20 protein-coding genes and 1 pseudogene are annotated in these 15477 nt (G+C 35.0%); 8 read left to right on the top strand and 13 right to left on the bottom strand.

Features of this window, described 5'->3' with window-relative positions; translation table 11 throughout:
- On the bottom strand, nt 1-125 hold a 125-nt coding region (locus UC75_RS20285), incomplete at its 3' end, for a hypothetical protein (RefSeq protein ID WP_228137215.1).
- A 235-nt stretch (nt 126-360) separates the two neighbouring features.
- Here UC75_RS20285 and UC75_RS05310 point away from each other — a divergent pair.
- Complete coding sequence (locus UC75_RS05310) at nt 361-1932, top strand: acetyl-CoA C-acetyltransferase (protein ID WP_049836932.1); 1572 nt, start codon at nt 361-363, stop codon at nt 1930-1932.
- A gap of 64 nt (nt 1933-1996) precedes the next feature.
- Here the strand turns inward: UC75_RS05310 and aceI are convergent, their stop codons facing one another.
- Entirely contained in the window at nt 1997-2431 is a 435-nt protein-coding gene (gene aceI / locus UC75_RS05315) for a chlorhexidine efflux PACE transporter AceI (RefSeq protein ID WP_005073799.1), read from the bottom strand.
- Nucleotides 2432-2521: 90 nt separating this feature from the next.
- Between aceI and UC75_RS05320 the strand changes: the two genes are divergently transcribed.
- The 3 genes from UC75_RS05320 (at nt 2522) to leuE (ending at nt 5260) form a co-directional block, all read left to right on the top strand.
- Nucleotides 2522-3415: a LysR family transcriptional regulator gene (locus UC75_RS05320; protein ID WP_049836933.1), complete on the top strand. Its 894-nt coding sequence runs from the start codon at nt 2522-2524 to the stop codon at nt 3413-3415.
- 131 nt (nt 3416-3546) lie between these two features.
- Nucleotides 3547-4536, top strand: coding sequence for a transaldolase (gene tal, locus UC75_RS05325; RefSeq protein WP_049836934.1), 990 nt, complete (start codon nt 3547-3549; stop codon nt 4534-4536).
- 73 nt (nt 4537-4609) lie between these two features.
- Nucleotides 4610-5260 (top strand): leucine efflux protein LeuE, encoded by a 651-nt coding sequence (gene leuE, locus UC75_RS05330; RefSeq protein ID WP_049837344.1) that lies wholly within the window; start codon nt 4610-4612, stop codon nt 5258-5260.
- Between the two features lie 51 nt (nt 5261-5311).
- Here the strand turns inward: leuE and UC75_RS05335 are convergent, their stop codons facing one another.
- Nucleotides 5312-5785 carry an Lrp/AsnC family transcriptional regulator gene (locus tag UC75_RS05335; RefSeq protein ID WP_049836935.1) on the bottom strand — a complete coding sequence of 158 codons (474 nt, stop codon included), beginning with the start codon at nt 5783-5785 and terminating at the stop codon, nt 5312-5314.
- Nucleotides 5786-5971: 186 nt separating this feature from the next.
- On the opposite strand from UC75_RS05335, the gene UC75_RS05340 reads away from it, so the two are divergent.
- Complete coding sequence (locus tag UC75_RS05340) at nt 5972-7147, top strand: benzoate/H(+) symporter BenE family transporter (protein ID WP_049836936.1); 1176 nt, start codon at nt 5972-5974, stop codon at nt 7145-7147.
- A 56-nt stretch (nt 7148-7203) separates the two neighbouring features.
- Here the strand turns inward: UC75_RS05340 and UC75_RS05345 are convergent, their stop codons facing one another.
- From UC75_RS05345 to UC75_RS05350, 3 genes are all read right to left on the bottom strand, one after another.
- The gene (locus UC75_RS05345; RefSeq protein WP_005306468.1) at nt 7204-7647 is read right to left on the bottom strand and encodes an RDD family protein; all 444 of its coding nucleotides are present in this window, start codon (nt 7645-7647) and stop codon (nt 7204-7206) included.
- Between the two features lie 261 nt (nt 7648-7908).
- Entirely contained in the window at nt 7909-8082 is a 174-nt protein-coding gene (locus UC75_RS18670; protein ID WP_013197420.1) for a hypothetical protein, read from the bottom strand.
- Between the two features lie 176 nt (nt 8083-8258).
- Nucleotides 8259-8486 (bottom strand): hypothetical protein, encoded by a 228-nt coding sequence (locus UC75_RS05350; RefSeq protein WP_004791683.1) that lies wholly within the window; start codon nt 8484-8486, stop codon nt 8259-8261.
- 290 nt (nt 8487-8776) lie between these two features.
- Here UC75_RS05350 and UC75_RS05355 point away from each other — a divergent pair, with 290 nt between their 5' ends.
- Nucleotides 8777-9220 (top strand): universal stress protein, encoded by a 444-nt coding sequence (locus UC75_RS05355; RefSeq protein ID WP_004791681.1) that lies wholly within the window; start codon nt 8777-8779, stop codon nt 9218-9220.
- Nucleotides 9221-9478: 258 nt separating this feature from the next.
- A complete protein-coding gene (locus tag UC75_RS05360; RefSeq protein ID WP_049836937.1) occupies nt 9479-11065 on the top strand; it encodes an ATP-binding cassette domain-containing protein in 1587 nt (528 codons plus the stop codon).
- A 65-nt stretch (nt 11066-11130) separates the two neighbouring features.
- On the opposite strand, the gene UC75_RS05365 is transcribed toward UC75_RS05360, so the two are convergent.
- The 3 genes and pseudogenes from UC75_RS05365 to UC75_RS05370 all read right to left on the bottom strand — a co-directional run bounded on the left by UC75_RS05365 (nt 11131) and on the right by UC75_RS05370 (nt 12842).
- Nucleotides 11131-11559 carry a hypothetical protein gene (locus tag UC75_RS05365; protein WP_005306476.1) on the bottom strand — a complete coding sequence of 143 codons (429 nt, stop codon included), beginning with the start codon at nt 11557-11559 and terminating at the stop codon, nt 11131-11133.
- A gap of 36 nt (nt 11560-11595) precedes the next feature.
- Nucleotides 11596-11682, bottom strand: a pseudogene (locus tag UC75_RS22540) (hypothetical protein); the annotation flags it as partial.
- A 47-nt stretch (nt 11683-11729) separates the two neighbouring features.
- A complete protein-coding gene (locus tag UC75_RS05370) occupies nt 11730-12842 on the bottom strand; it encodes an OmpW/AlkL family protein (protein WP_049836938.1) in 1113 nt (370 codons plus the stop codon).
- Nucleotides 12843-13223: 381 nt separating this feature from the next.
- On the opposite strand from UC75_RS05370, the gene UC75_RS05375 reads away from it, so the two are divergent.
- On the top strand, nt 13224-13730 hold the full coding sequence (locus tag UC75_RS05375; RefSeq protein ID WP_049836939.1) for a GNAT family N-acetyltransferase: 507 nt from the start codon (nt 13224-13226) through the stop codon (nt 13728-13730).
- Nucleotides 13731-13816: 86 nt separating this feature from the next.
- Here the strand turns inward: UC75_RS05375 and UC75_RS05380 are convergent, their stop codons facing one another.
- The 4 genes from UC75_RS05380 to UC75_RS18680 all read right to left on the bottom strand — a co-directional run.
- Nucleotides 13817-14179: a NirD/YgiW/YdeI family stress tolerance protein gene (locus UC75_RS05380; protein ID WP_005306481.1), complete on the bottom strand. Its 363-nt coding sequence runs from the start codon at nt 14177-14179 to the stop codon at nt 13817-13819.
- A gap of 110 nt (nt 14180-14289) precedes the next feature.
- Nucleotides 14290-14721 carry an L-alanine exporter AlaE gene (gene alaE / locus UC75_RS05385; protein WP_049836940.1) on the bottom strand — a complete coding sequence of 144 codons (432 nt, stop codon included), beginning with the start codon at nt 14719-14721 and terminating at the stop codon, nt 14290-14292.
- A gap of 87 nt (nt 14722-14808) precedes the next feature.
- The gene (locus UC75_RS05390; RefSeq protein ID WP_049836941.1) at nt 14809-15096 is read right to left on the bottom strand and encodes a hypothetical protein; all 288 of its coding nucleotides are present in this window, start codon (nt 15094-15096) and stop codon (nt 14809-14811) included.
- Between the two features lie 269 nt (nt 15097-15365).
- Nucleotides 15366-15477, bottom strand: a 112-nt coding sequence (locus tag UC75_RS18680; RefSeq protein ID WP_228137216.1) for a hypothetical protein, incomplete at its 5' end; no start/stop codon positions are given.

Below are 15477 nucleotides of genomic sequence, written 5' to 3' on the forward strand. Positions count from 1 at the left end.
GCACCATTCACTACTGGCTGAGCACTTTCAAAACGCTCTAATGCAACTGGTGATGGTAAACCCAGATTTTTAACAACGAATTTACCAATAGGAGATTGTGTAAATGCTTGGTATTGATCAGTCATGATTATTATCTCTCAAAGAAATGAATTTTCTACGACAGGCTTCATTATGTTATGAGATGAATAGCAACAATATGAAATCAGTCGTTCATTAGAGTTACTCCAAATCATACTTGAGTTCATCTTTGGATGTCTTGACCTGAATGCTATCTACAATGTCATTCTAGTCAATACAGGTCTATTTGAATTGTGTTAATGTAGCTAATAAGAATATCGTTAATATGCTTGGAAAAGCCTTATGAGCAAGACAACTCAAGAAAATCCAGCAGTCGAGAATTCTGCTGAGGAAAAAGTGTCAAATACATCAAAGCCGGCTTCTAACACGGCTAAGCGTAACAGCACAACTCCTAAAGCAGCAACTAATACTCCAAAAACGACACGTACTCGTTCAACGACTGCACCTGCACGTAGCCCTCGTAATAAGAGCGCTGCTACAGCAACCCCATCTACATCTTCTAATAATGTAGTTGCAGCACCAAAAGCAACAAAAACCAAAACTTCTGTTCAACAGGATAAAACCATGAGCCAAAACACTGTTCGCCGCGTTGCAATTATTGGTGGCAACCGTATTCCATTTGCACGTTCAAATACTGCTTATTTTAAAGCGTCTAATTCTGACATGCTCACAGCAGCATTGAATGGTTTGGTTGAGCGCTTTAACTTACAAGGTAAGCGTATTGGTGAAGTCGTTGCGGGTGCTGTTTTAAAACATAGCCGTGACTTCAACATGACTCGTGAAGTTGTATTGAGCACAGATCTTGCTCCTGAAACTCCTGCTTATGACATTCAAATTGCTTGTGGTACAGGTTTACAAGCAGCTTTTGTTGTTGCAAACAAAATTGCACTTGGTCAAATCGATGTAGGTATTGCAGGTGGTGTAGACACAACTTCTGACGCGCCGATTGCTGTAGGTGATGGTTTACGTAAAGTTTTACTTGAGCTCAATGTTGCTAAGACTGGTAAAGACCGTCTTAAAGCATTAACAAAAATTGATTTTAAAAAGCTACTTGATGCTCCAAGCAATGGTGAACCACGTACTGGCCTTTCAATGGGTGAGCACCAAGCAATTACTGCTTTAGAATGGGGTATCACTCGCGAAGCGCAAGACGAGTTAGCTGCAAGCAGCCATCAAAAGCTTGCTGCTGCTTATGAACGTGGTTTCTTTGATGACTTAATCACTCCATTCTTAGGTCTTAACCGTGACAACAACTTACGTGCAGACAGCACAGTTGAAAAACTTGCTAAATTGAAGCCAGTTTTCGGTAAAGGCGAAACTGCAACAATGACAGCAGGTAACTCAACTCCGCTAACTGACGGTGCTTCTGTTGTATTGCTTGCTTCTGAAGAATGGGCAAAAGAAAACGGTCATGAAGTTTTAGCTTACCTTTCTTTCTCTGAAACAGCGGCTGTTGACTTCATTGGTAAAAACGGTCCTAAAGAAGGTTTGTTAATGGCTCCTGCTTATGCAGTGCCTCGTATGCTTAAGCGTGCAAACATTAAACTTCAAGATTTTGATTTCTACGAAATCCATGAAGCATTTGCATCTCAAGTGTTGTCTACATTGAAAGCTTGGGAAGATGAAAAATTCTGTAAAGAACGTCTTGGTTTAGATGCACCTTTGGGTTCAATTGACCGCTCTAAATTGAACGTAAATGGTTCATCTCTAGGTGCAGGCCATCCATTTGCTGCAACTGGTGGTCGTATCTTGGCAACTGCTGCTAAATTGATTAATCAAAAAGGTTCAGGCCGCGCATTAATCTCAATCTGTACAGCAGGTGGTGAAGGCGTTGTAGCAATTGTAGAGAAATAATTTTACGATTCACCTTTAAAAAAAGCACCCTGATGGGTGCTTTTTTAGTTTAACAACTTGATTTTTAATGAAGTGATGCTGCTTTAGCATCTGGGAAAAACTTATCTTCGATATGGTCATAACACCACTGGAAAATAAAGGTATAAACCAAAATACATAAAGTTAAACCAATATCTAAAATAAGTGCATCAATGACACTCATCTGAAGCATATATGCAATCATCGGTACAGTTGCAATCAACAAGCCACCTTCAAAACCAATCGCATGTAAAATCCGTACAGGGATCGTTCTTTCCCAATTATATTTATGCTCTACTTTTTCGAAATAGTGGTTAAAAATCATATTCCAGAAAACTGAAACGACTGCCATAAACACACCGAGTGTACCGGTTACGTCCATCGGCATATCAAAAATAAAACTTAATGCAATCGCAATGATGACCAATAAAATTCCTTCATAACTGATTGCATGAATGAGCCTTCTCTTGGAAATCAACATTTTTAAATACTCAATAATAACTTGGATAATGTGCATTTTATTTTTATAATATTGATTAATCCAATCAGGTTCTTTCAGTTTTTTTGACAGATGAATATTAATCAAGAACAACTACTCATGTTTCAGGCCGTGATTGAAACCGGCTCTTTTTCAGCAGCAGCACGTAAACTTGGAAAAGTTCCTTCGGCTGTAAGCATGTCTATTGCCAACTTAGAAATTGATCTGGACTTAACTTTATTTGACCGTAAAGGTCGTGAACCTATCCCTACTGACGAAGCACGGGTGTTATACGAAAAGACATCTCAGCTTTTAATTGAGATGAATCAATGGAAACAACACGCTCACGCGTTAAGTACAGGGTTAGAAGCCAATTTAACTCTTGTGATTGTCTCTGAACTTTTACACACCAATTGGACCGACTATATTTGTCTTTTAGAAAGTCGTTTTCCAGACTTACAAATTAATATTGTGTCTGCCCCTCAAGAAGATGCTCTTCAAATGTTATTAGATGGCTCTGCCCAACTTGCACTGATGTTTGAACGTGAACACCTAGATAACAGAGAACAATTTGTAGAACTTAAACGTGAGGCTTTAATTCCGGTTATTTCAAATAGCCATCCTTTAGCAAGCCAAAATCAAGTTTCTTATGAACAAATCCTTACTACACGACAAATTGTAGTTGCAAGCCGAGATGAGACTTTAAAACCTGAATTGCTATTTTCGAAACACTATTGGCGTACAGACAACCACCACTCTGCTTGTTTAATGATTTTACGCAATCTAGGTTGGGGTGTTCTTCCTCAAGAAATGTTTAAAGAAAACCCTGAATTAAAAAACAAGCTTAAGGTATTGGATTTATTAGATTTCACTCCAAGATTTGAATATTACGTCGACTTAGTATGGAGCCGTGAAAGTGAACTTGGTGCGGCTGCCAGATTTCTAATTGAATATATCCGTAAGCAACGAATGCAACAGGCACCTTAAAATTATTTCAATTGAGATGCAGAACCTAAACGTTTTTCTTTGAAATATAACAATTGATATATCGACAGCATGAATAGACTTTGTGCTATAAAAGAAAGCATAAGATTTATTACTGAAGATGTTGAATATCAATGACTCATACAGCACTTGACCAATTAAAAACATTAACGACCGTTGTTGCCGATAGTAGTGACCTTGATGCAATTCGTAAATTTCGTCCATTAGACGCGACGACAAATCCTTCATTGATTACGGCAGCAGCAGAACAACCTGAAAGTAAAGAGCTGATTGAAGATGCTTATTATCAAGCCAAAGAAGAAGGCTATAGCAACGATGAGTTAATCGAAAGAACGATTGATATTTTGACTGTAAAATTTGGCGTAGAAATTTTAAAACTCATTGACGGCCGTGTTTCTACAGAAGTTGATGCTGCACTTTCATATGATACGGAAGCCACCATTCAAAAAGCACATGAATTATGTGAACTTTACAAAGGTTATGGTATTGATCAGTCACGTATTCTGATTAAAATCGCGTCAACTTGGGAAGGTATCCAAGCTGCTAAAGTACTTGAAGCTGAAGGGATTGCTTGTAACCTCACTCTCCTTTTCGGTTTGCATCAAGCTCAAGCTTGTGCAGATGCTAAAGTAACTTTAATTTCACCATTTGTAGGCCGTATCTTAGACTGGTATAAAAAAGCTGAAGGCGTAGACGCTTATCCAATCGAAAAAGACCCGGGTGTGGTTTCAGTTAAAAAAATCTACACTTACTACAAACAGCAAAATATTCCTACTCAAGTGATGGGTGCGAGCTTCCGTAGCATTGATCAAGTGCTTGGACTTGCAGGATGTGATTTGCTAACGATCTCTCCTGGTCTACTTAGCCAGCTTGAGCAAGATACACGTATAGTTGATGCAGCTCTTGATGCGACTAAATCAAAGCAAACAGAGGCTATTGTTAGACCTGCTCAAAATGAACAAAGTTTTAAAGATGAACTTAATCATGACTTAATGGCATTCCAACTTTTACAAGGTGGTGTTGATGGCTTTATTAAAGCCCGTGACCAATTAAGTTTTTTATTACGTCAATCTTTTGGAATTGATGCGGAAATTAAACCTTAAAAAACTGCACTTTTCATACAAAATCACCGATTTTTGTTATCATGGCAAAAATCGGTTTTTTATTGGGTTTCTCGTGTTCGGCATAACAGATCTAACAACATATATTATTGGTACATTCCTAATTGTGTTATTGCCAGGGCCCAACTCTCTATATGTGATGTCAATTGCTTCACGTTACGGGATTAAAACCGGATATATGGGCGCATTAGGTATTTTTACTGGCGATCTCATTTTAATGCTGTGTACCGTACTAGGAGCAGCCTCTCTACTTAAAGCATTTCCATGGGTATTTGTTATTCTTAAATTAACAGGTGCACTTTACCTATCTTATTTAGGCTTTAAACTCTTACAAGGCAGTATTCAACGCTGGAAACAACGTAATCAACCACAACCAGAAATGGCTGACTTACCCGCTTTAGATAAAGTTCATCCTTATAAAACAGCACTCAGTATTAGTTTACTCAACCCTAAAGCGATTTTATTTTTCCTATCTTTCTTTGTTCAATTTGTTGAACCCGACTATGCCTACCCCGCTCTAAGCTTTTTAATTTTAGCGGTTATTTTGCAGGTGATTAGTTTTAGCTATTTAACGGCATTAATCTTCTCTGGAATCAAACTTTCAGCATTTTTTAAACAAAACCATAAAATTGCAGCAAGTAGTATTTTTTTAGTCGGAATTCTATTCTTCGGATTTGGTCTAAAACTAGCAACCTCAACAATCTAATCATCGTTACCTATCGGTTTTTGCACTATAAAGTTAAAACATGATGAGCTATTAAAATGCCAGCATGCCATCTGTTTTAACTTCATTGAGCACAAAAAATGTTCTGACTTGTCTTACTCCAGGTAAAGCAATAATCTTTTCACTATGGAATCGGTTAAACGCAGCTAAATCTTTAACACGAATTTTTAGAAAATAATCGACTTCTCCCGCTACCAGATAACACTCTAAAACATTTTCCAAATCACCTGATGCTTGTTCAAATGCCTGAAAACTGTCTGGGGTTGAGCGGTCTAAAACCACACCAACGAGTACTACCGTATCACGCTGCACCATGCTTGGATTGATCCGAGCGCGTACATCTAAAATTGCCCCAATCTTAAAAAGACGCTGTGTGTGATTCCAACAAGATGAAGTGCTTATGCCTACGAGCTTAGCCAATTCGGCATTACTTAAGCGCCCATTTTCTTGTAATGCACGCATAATTTTTAGTTCAAGCGCTGTCAGATTTTCAGCCTGCTCTTCCATAAAACGATATTCCAAATTTAGTGTTACTTATGGAAGAAATAATATCATTATTCGATATTTTAAAAATATTATTTCTATTTTATGTTAAAAATAGAAAGCACCTTCTTTAAAAAAATTGTTAGATTTAGCGAGCTGAAAGCAAAGGCAGAAACATATTAATTTTTCAGGGATTTAGAACATTTAGCTATGCAAAAGATTCTTCAAGATTTTTCTATTCCAGCCGTATTCGCGGGTTTCATTACCTTTCTTATTGGTATTAGTGTTTCGGCTATTTTAGTGATTCAGGCTGCCCAAGCTTTAGGTGCTTCACCTGAACAAATCACCTCATGGTTTTGGGCTTTAGGTTTGGGTCTTGGTTTATCAGGACTTATTCTTTCGTGGAAATTTAAATACCCTGTAGCAACTGCATGGTCAACCGCTGGTCTCGCTTTAATTATTGCCACTGGCGGTGGATATAGTATAAATGAAGCAATTGGTGCTTTTTTAGTGGGTGGTGTACTGACAGCGATTTTAGGTTTTTCTGGAATTTTTCAAAAAGCGCTTTCCTATATTCCGCAAAGCTTAACCAGTGCCATGCTTGCAGGCGTTTTACTCAAATTTGGTATTTCCCTATTCGCCAGTTTGCAAAATGATTGGGCATTCGTTTTATCTTTGCTCGTCATTTATATCATTACAAAAAGATTATGGCCGCGTTATAGCATCGTGTTCACAGCACTTGCTGGTGTTGTGCTCTGCCCTATGTTTTTAGACTTTCATATGCCTACACTGCACTGGTCTTTGGCTAAACCTGTTTGGATTAGTCCTGTCTTTAGCTGGTCAGCTCTTTTGGGCTTAGCGCTACCATTGTTTGTGATTAGTATGGCTTCGCAATATTTACCCGGTATTGCCATGATTAAAAGTTATGGCTATAAACCACATGTTAACCAACTCATTGGCTGGACTGGTTTAACCCAAGTTTTGCTTGCACCTTTTGGTTGTTACAGCGTCAATATTGCTGCGATTAGTGCAGCTGTATGCCTTGACGATCAAGTTCATCCTGACCCAAGTAAACGCTATATTGCTGGCATGAGCTCTGGTTTTTTCTATGCATTGATGGGACTGTTTGCAGCAACCCTCACAAGCTTACTCATGTCTTTTCCTCATATTTTTATTGTAGCTTTAGCTGGCATTGCATTACTTGGTACCATTAGCCATAACATTGCGCTTGCCTTTGGTCCTATTGAAGACCGTGAAGCCGCATTATTTACCTTCTTATGTAGTGCTTCGGGCATTCAATTTTTTGGTATTGGCTCAGCCTTTTGGGGACTTATTGTCGGTCTTATTGTGTTTTTAGTACTTAAATTTAAAGTCAAAAAAAGTTAATAAAAAAGCGTTCATAGCGCCTTTTTCAATGCTATGAACGCTTTTTAGTCTTATTTTTATAGTTCTCTTACTACCACTGATTTTGCCATTTTGTCATGCCAGCCTTGTTTTTTAGCATCAAATGCAACCCAAAAAAGACCAATACCAAACACTAAAATTGACGGAATGTAGCCAACATATCGAATAATACTCTGCGTAACTGTTAGCTTATTACCTGTTTTTTCATCTAAAACTTTTAATCGCATCAATCGTTTACCTGGCGTTCCTGCAAAATACAGCCAACATAAAACTGAATACAATAAAGGAAATGCATAGTTCACAATCAAATCGAACCAATAATTTTGTGGCTTAGTACTTAAACCTGTGGCAAAGACTAAGTCGTAATCCCCTTGATAAAAAATCCACGCTGCAGGAATAACAGCCAAAAAAAGAATAAGAGTATCAATGATCATTGCACCAAATCTTAACCAGAACCCTGCATACTCATACTTATAAGTCATGCTCACCTCGCTTTGTTATTGTTTAATAGCTAAAAACGCTTTTACAATTTTACTTTCATCCTAAATGAAACTTTTTTATTTTTAAATACTTAAATAAACTTAAAATATTCTACTTTTATATTTTATTGTAATAATTCTGATCAAAAAAACGTTATTGCATCAATATTCATCAAAAAACTCATATTTTTAGAACTGAATTTTTTCATTTCAGTTCTATTGGAACAATTTTATAGGAAATTAAAATACAAACTTATATTATATTTATTTCCAAAATAAAATATCTAATTTAAACTCTTTTTTTAATAATAATGCTGCAAATAATAGTGCTAATCCAATAACAATTAAAAAAACACTTAAAGTGATTAATCCATAAACAATAGCTACACTGCCTAATATAGCTAAAACATAAAATATAATTACACTGAATGTCGGCATTTCAATTTATTCCACTACTTAAAATAAAAGCAATTTATTCTATCGAGTTTATAAACGATTGCTGTTTTCAAATGTTGGCTACACCATTAATTTGTATCATCATACAATAATCATGTTATTAAACTTATTTAGTGTTACTTTGCTTTAGTAACAAGTGATGGAGTTCACATATTTTTTTATTTAATTTCAAAGTAATGTTTTTCAGTAACGAGCTTAATTTTTAGATTTTTATATAAGCGTTCTTTTGAATCTTCAAGTGAAGGGACTACTTTTTCTGCAAATTTATCTTCGGTCATCAGTCTGGCATAAGTTTTATAGCCAATAACTAACTTTTCGGGTTCTTTGCCTGTTTGACGGAACTCTTCAATAAGTTTATTAACTTTCTTTGCTGTTAAATCAGCCATCTTCCTCACTCTCCCCTTAATTCACTATTTTGTTATACGTTTTCTATATGACAGAAATATGAACAGTAATTTTTTGTAATTTTCATGTAAAAATTATCGATTATTTAGCAATACCACCTAAACGTCATATTAACCAATAGAAAAATAAACATAAGCCCATGATTTAAAATAAATTTATTTAATTTTTCTTTCCTATGACTGAATAGATGTTTACCGTGAATGAAATATGTTAATCTTTAATTAATAAATGCTTCATACATATAACAACTGTAAATAAGAGGAATAACATTATGAATTACCAACATATTATTGTACCAGTCGATGGTTCGGAAATTTCTTTAGCGGCAGCAAGACAAGCAGCTCATATTGCAAAAGCTTTTGGGAGCAAATTGACCGCTATTAGCTTAGTTGCGGTAGATCCTTTTAGCGGTGTAGATTTTTATTACATCTCACCTGTTGTAAAAGATTATTTTGTTGAAGCACGAGCAAATGCAGAAAAAACACTCGCAACAGTAAAAGCTTTATGTGCCGAAGAAGGTATTGATGCCGAAACTCAAATCATCCAAGGTGAAATTTCTTCAGATGGTATTTTAAAAGCTGTAGAAGGCTTAGGTTCCGATTTGATTGTGATTGGTTCTCATGGTCGCAAAGGCTTCCAAAAACTTATTTTGGGTAGCTTTGCTCAAGATGTTTTAAACAGTACCAAAATTCAGGTATTGGTTGTAAAAGAATAAACTTTTTAGATGCAAAAAACCCAATCCAACGATTGGGTTTTTTAATAAAATAGATTGCATAAATTTTACACTAATCAAAAACCCAGTTAGAATAGTTTCTTATTCTTTCAATTTCGTGAGTCACGCCAATGAAGTAAGTCTTTTTTCTCATCAATTTTTCTTTTTTGATGTGCAAAATAGACTATTTTTTTGTGATTTAACGTCTCTGCTTAAAACTACTTTTCCTATTTTGTACATCCTGTATTTATGAGGTTTTTTATGACTCAGCAGGCATGTGTAATAGCACAACTCTCTTTAGAATTTTCATCTAAAGTCATGTTTCAACAACTAAATTTTAGCCTTGAATCACATCAAGTATCTGCTTTAATTGGCCGTAATGGTCAAGGCAAATCTTTGCTTATGCACATGTTAAATCAGACACTTAAATCAGATTCAATTCTGACGTCTGGGCAAATATCTTGGCATGTAAAGCATGCATATTTACCTCAGTTGCATCGTTTAGCAGCACAAACCATTGCCGAAGCATTAGATATCCTAGGTATTTATCACGCTTTTAAAAGAGTTGAACAAGGTGTTGCCAACTTTGATGATTATGATTTGTTAGAAGGTAAATGGGACCTCCCTGCCTTATGGAATAATTTATTGGAATCTGCGGGTTTACCAACAGATTTAGACTTTCCAGTGAAAAACCTAAGCGAAGGTCAAAAAACAAAATTGGCATTAAGCTGTTTATTTCTAAAATCAGATCATTACTTGCTACTTGATGAACCTAGTAATCATCTAGATCAGGAATCTAGAAAATGGTTAATTGATCATTTGAGGAAACACCCAGCAGGTGCGCTTATCATTAGTCATGATCGTAGTTTACTGAATGAAGTAGACCATATTTATCATTTGAATGAACATGGTTTACATCACACAACTGGAAACTATGAAAAATTTTATGGCCAATACCAAACTCATGTTGCAGCTTTAGAGCAATCTGTTCAACAAGGCCAACGCGACGTTAAACACATGAAGCAAAAGCAGCATGAAGTATTAATGAAAGCTCAAAAACGTGAACGTGCTGGAAATAAATTACGCGAATCAAATTCTCAAGCCAAAATTTTACTCGATTTTAAAAAGGAACAAGCAGGCCAAAGTATTGCTGCTATACAGTCCCAGCACCAACGACAAATTTCGAACAGTCAAAATGATTTAACAGACAAAAAAATGCGTCTTGAAACCGTCAAAGCGCAACAGTTTGTCTTCCCTACTTTTCATAAGAAATCTGGAGAAATTCTTCGCATTAAAAAACTTAAACTGAAATATGGAACGCAAAAACCCATAGATTTAGCGGTACAAGCAGCCGAAAAAATTCACATAACCGGTCAAAATGGTATTGGCAAATCGACACTACTCAAAGCAATTCAAGCTCAAAACATACACCCCTGTGACAGCATTCACTTATCTGTAGAGTGCTTTTATCTGGACCAGAACTTTAGCTTTTTATGTGATGAAATGACGGTGATTGAAAATCTAACTCACATGAATAGTGAGCTTTCAGAACTAGAATGGCGAAATCTATTAGGTCAACTTCGAATTCGAGGTGATAAAGGTACACAACTTTTATCTCAGCTCAGTGGCGGTGAAAAACTCAAAGTAGCCTTATTGGCGCTTAGCCAGATACATCCTACTCCTGAACTCTTGTTATTAGATGAACCAGAAAATCATTTAGATATTGAATCTAGAGAACTATTAGCTACTGCTATTCAAAGCTATGAAGGCGCTGTATTGCTCATTTCACATGATCAAACTTTTGTTGAAAGTTGTACTATTCATGAGTCTTTTTCTTTAGGCGATTAATCTTTATTGATATCTTATTCAAATTTACTAGTTCTCTTTTGAGAGCTAGTAAATTCTAGCAACCATTATTTTTTTACTTTATTTAATATTTCGATATCTAAACTATATTTCACAGTTTTATTTTTACGAGCACTATTTCGCATTTGGTAAACCTGAACAATATAATCACCATCAACTGGTAAAGTAAGTTCTCCTTTAGATCCCACAGTTGAACCAATTAATAATGCCTTATCCTTACCTGGCTTTTTGCCTGGGGCAAAAATATTAACATAGGCTAAATTACCAAGACTATTAATATTGAATTTTAATATTTGTCCATTCTTTGCATAAACTCTATATCTCACGTCATCATAACCCTGAAACTTTCCAGTTAATGTGGTATGAGTTGAACCTTGTAAAAAATTAACTTTTTGCTCAACATTTTTAGCTAAAACTGTGAATGATGCGGTTGAAATTAGTGTAGATAATAATAAAGTTTTAATGATTTTTTTCAATTTCCAATCCTCAAAAAATATTTTTAAATTATTATATTAAAAATATTTTTTATAAAATTTTACTTTATGTATGAGTTTAACAAGTAACAGTTGTTTTTTATAATTAGTAACAAATAAGGTATCTCAAAGTTTAAATATGATTAACTCCGAGATACCCTTTTTAAAAAATATTAGAATCGATAACCTACCCCTAAATAGGTAATCAGTGGGTCAATATCAACTTTTGTTGTGGCATGTATTAAGCGAGTCCCCGTATTTTGATTGACGACATCAATTTGGGCATTGTTGCTTAACTTTGCATAGGATACAGAAGCTACCGTATACCATGAATCATTAAAATCATAGGTAAAACCAGCGGTAAAAATAGGCGCTATCGCATCATCTGCATCGACATTAACGACCATTTTTCCGCTCGACTCTTTTCGGTCTAAAGCCGCTCCAGCTTTGCCATCTAACACATTTTGGATCATATGGCCTGCGGACACTAAATCAGAACGAATTCCATCATTGAGTTTAATATCATTAAAATGTGCATACATTAAACCCACTCCAACATAGGGTCTAAACTTATTTACCCCACTTTTACCAAACTGATATTGTGCTTCTATGGTTGGCGTCCATGCTCGAATAGATGCAGCTTTAGATTTATTGCCTAAGTTGGTAATTGGAATCGCCTGTCCTAAAGTAATCCCATTTGGGAAAAGATATTTCACTAGGTCATTAGGAGACATTGCGATTCCACTTAATGGCGCTAGGATCTCTCCTTTTCCTTTAACATCAACTTTAGGTGGAATTCCGCCAATAAATTGTAAAGACACATTATCATTCAGATAATAGTTAAAGGTTAACCCCAACGCATCTACATCATCAACCTCAAGCCCGGCATCATTTTGTTGCCAGTTTTCGATTCCTTGAATCGTCGCAACACCGGAAACTTCAGGTTTGATATTACCGTTCTCATCAAGAATAATCTCCCTCATGTACTCATCTTTTAATGCTAGCTCTAGAAACTCCTTTTGATTAAAAACTTCTCCTCCTAAGTCTACTTCTGTGGCATTAGGATCAACCGAATTTAAAAAACTGGTTGTTGAAATAGTACCGACTTTAGCTGCGGTTCCATTTTTAACAGCGGTATTAATATTAAATGGATTAGCTTTACCCTGTGGCATTACATGTAGCCAACCAGCAGAGACAGAGAATCTTTTAAATTCCTGCGCATAACTCATGCTTGTGATTACAGATAATGAACTCAATATTGCTATTTTTATTACTCTTTTTTTCATTTTTATTCCATCCTAGAAATATATTGCTGATTTTGCAATATAGATATGGAATATAGCCAAGCTGCCTTTTTTATCAATCGGTATAATTTTTAAACAAAATTAATTTAGATAAATCTATCAATTTATCTCTTTAATTACATGAAATAGTTATCCAATTTTTCTGACGAATGACATAATTAAAATTAAAAACAATTTAACGAACGGTAAAATAACTACATAAAATTAATCTTATTTGACTAGCTATGATGCTTGAGTTATTTAAATTAGAATCTAGCTAGACATTTAATTTTTGTTCATAGGCATTTCAATAAAAACCAACGAAGGGAGCTTATCTAAAAAGTTATATCGTATAGCTAATCAATAAATCTGGAAGAATTTTTAATGAATATTATTATTCGTGATGAGCAAGTTGAAGATATAGAAGCCATCGAAAACCTAACTAAAGCAGCTTTTCAAAATGCTGAGCACACGAGTCATACCGAACATTTTATTGTTAATAGTTTAAGAAACCACGGTCAACTCAGCATTTCTCTCGTGGCTGTTGAAGATGGTTCTATTATTGGGCATGTTGCTATTTCTCCAGTTCAAATCAGTTCAGGGGAAATAGGTTGGTATGGTTTAGGCCCTATTTCAGTTCATCCAGATAAACAAGGGCTGGGTATTGGTTCCCTTCTGATGAAAAAATCATTAGAAAAATTAAAAAACTTAGGTGCAAAAGGATGTGTTTTATTAGGTGATCCCAACTATTACAGCCGCTTTGGTTTTAAAAACAATCCTGAGCTAATTTTACCTGATGTACCGAGTGAGTATTTCCAAGCCTTAAGCTTCTCAGGTCATTTTCCTAAAGGCTATGTAAACTATCATGAGGCATTTAATTCAACGCAATAATAAAAATTATTATCTTTCAAAAGAAAACTCCTAAAATAGGAGTTTTCTTTTTTTACTTTGAACAATATTAATATAAATAATCTAGTTTATTTAATACGTTCAATCTTAAAAACTTCAATATCAGTAGGCTTAACTCGATGTGTATCTACCTCTCCTACAACACGCACTTTATCGCCGGCTTTTAGTTGTAGAGGCTTCCACAAGTCATCATCAATATCAATTACAATCGAACCCGTAGCATCTTTAAACTCGAAATGATCACCAGCAATATGCTTTACGATCGTACCCGTCAAAGTTACTCCAGATTCATCAGCCAAAGTTTTTGCTTTAGATACTGTGACTACATTTTTTGTCGCTTCTTTTATTAATGTAGCATCGGGTTTAGCTAATACCGCATTACTGCCCAATAAAGCCAACCCAGTGAAAGTTGCTAAGAATATTTTTTTCATTGCCATGACCTAATTTTTAATGTTCTTAGTTATATAAACAAATTCTTTTAAAGTTATAGATTTAGCTTTTGTGGCTTTTTGTATCTTATAAGAGAGTTTCTTTAATCATGTCATGTAGAAGCACCAAATAATTTACGGCAAAAATTTAGAAAGACTCCATAAGGTCTTCCAGAAACGCTAACAATTAAAAGAATAGAACTGACAGCCGTAACTATCTGCACTAAAGTTGCTCCATTAAAAGCAAGTATCAAAATATAAAGTGGAATCTGGAATGTTAAATTAGTGAATGTGTCTAGCAAAAAGCTTTGTACAGCTGTTTTATGTCTTGCCCATATTTTTTTAAAAATCCAATCGCGATAAAACCCATATGGTCGACCAATCAGTAGAGAAACAGGTATTGCGGTAGTACGTATTTTAAATGTTTGTTCAAGTGTCAGACCCGTAATTACTAGTTCAACAAAAGTACCTATGGCTAACGAAAATAGAACCATTGCAAATGTATCTGCAAAGAATTTCATTAAGTTCACTTTTGCAACAACCATTTATAGCCTTTAGTTTTGTCATGAATTTACTTAAGAAAGCGTGTTTCTTAAGTAAATTAAACTCAGCATTAAAATATCACTTAATTGTTAAGCAACAAGTTGGCCTAAATTCAATAAAATATTTATGGCTTCTGTCTCATCCTCTGTTTGCCCAACAATCATTCTGTCATATGAAATTCCACCAATCTCAATATAAATTTTTGGATGGGGAAGCTGAGGGATATAAACTTTGAGCGGTTGATAAAGAGCAAGAAGATAACCAAATGAATCATAAGGATAATGATCATCTTTTAATGTCTTCTTTATCACCATATAAGTGTTCAGAATATCTAGAATAAAACCATATTCATTTTCAGAATGAAATTTAGCGTCCATACCTACCTCCTTGATTAATTAATATTTTTATAATCAAATTTAAAGGTTAAATTTCTGATCTGATGGTGTAACCAATTCACTTTAAATATAGAGTTATATTTAAAGTAATTCCTGTTGAATTAAATATATTTAAAACCAAGTATATTAGTCAACATATTTTGAACAGTGCCATTAAAAATAAATATTTCGAGTTACAAATCACACTTTAAGATTAAAATAAAAAGATATAAAAAAACCCATCTTACGATGGGTTTCGAAATTCATCTGGATTATGAATCTTTGTCCATTGAATGAGGAGTAGTCGTTTTATCTTGCTGCTTTGTATCGTTTTCACCTTGGCAGGCACTCACACTTAAAGAAATAATGGCAGCTAAAGCTAAG

It is taken from the genome of Acinetobacter sp. V2 (assembly GCF_001188385.1).
Taxonomy (GTDB): domain Bacteria; phylum Pseudomonadota; class Gammaproteobacteria; order Pseudomonadales; family Moraxellaceae; genus Acinetobacter; species Acinetobacter oleivorans.

Coding starts and splice junctions, on each gene's coding strand:
- alaE (WP_049836940.1), bottom strand. CDS start 14,721: ATGGTTGTTGCAAAAGTGAACTTAATGAAATTCTTTGCAGATACATTT.
- UC75_RS05310 (WP_049836932.1), top strand. CDS start 361: ATGAGCAAGACAACTCAAGAAAATCCAGCAGTCGAGAATTCTGCTGAG.
- UC75_RS05390 (WP_049836941.1), bottom strand. CDS start 15,096: ATGGACGCTAAATTTCATTCTGAAAATGAATATGGTTTTATTCTAGAT.
- UC75_RS05355 (WP_004791681.1), top strand. CDS start 8,777: ATGAATTACCAACATATTATTGTACCAGTCGATGGTTCGGAAATTTCT.
- aceI (WP_005073799.1), bottom strand. CDS start 2,431: ATGTTGATTTCCAAGAGAAGGCTCATTCATGCAATCAGTTATGAAGGA.
- tal (WP_049836934.1), top strand. CDS start 3,547: ATGACTCATACAGCACTTGACCAATTAAAAACATTAACGACCGTTGTT.
- UC75_RS05320 (WP_049836933.1), top strand. CDS start 2,522: ATGAATATTAATCAAGAACAACTACTCATGTTTCAGGCCGTGATTGAA.
- UC75_RS18670 (WP_013197420.1), bottom strand. CDS start 8,082: ATGCCGACATTCAGTGTAATTATATTTTATGTTTTAGCTATATTAGGC.
- UC75_RS05335 (WP_049836935.1), bottom strand. CDS start 5,785: ATGGAAGAGCAGGCTGAAAATCTGACAGCGCTTGAACTAAAAATTATG.
- UC75_RS05360 (WP_049836937.1), top strand. CDS start 9,479: ATGACTCAGCAGGCATGTGTAATAGCACAACTCTCTTTAGAATTTTCA.
- UC75_RS05340 (WP_049836936.1), top strand. CDS start 5,972: ATGCAAAAGATTCTTCAAGATTTTTCTATTCCAGCCGTATTCGCGGGT.
- UC75_RS05375 (WP_049836939.1), top strand. CDS start 13,224: ATGAATATTATTATTCGTGATGAGCAAGTTGAAGATATAGAAGCCATC.
- UC75_RS05380 (WP_005306481.1), bottom strand. CDS start 14,179: ATGAAAAAAATATTCTTAGCAACTTTCACTGGGTTGGCTTTATTGGGC.
- UC75_RS05370 (WP_049836938.1), bottom strand. CDS start 12,842: ATGAAAAAAAGAGTAATAAAAATAGCAATATTGAGTTCATTATCTGTA.
- UC75_RS05350 (WP_004791683.1), bottom strand. CDS start 8,486: ATGGCTGATTTAACAGCAAAGAAAGTTAATAAACTTATTGAAGAGTTC.
- UC75_RS05345 (WP_005306468.1), bottom strand. CDS start 7,647: ATGACTTATAAGTATGAGTATGCAGGGTTCTGGTTAAGATTTGGTGCA.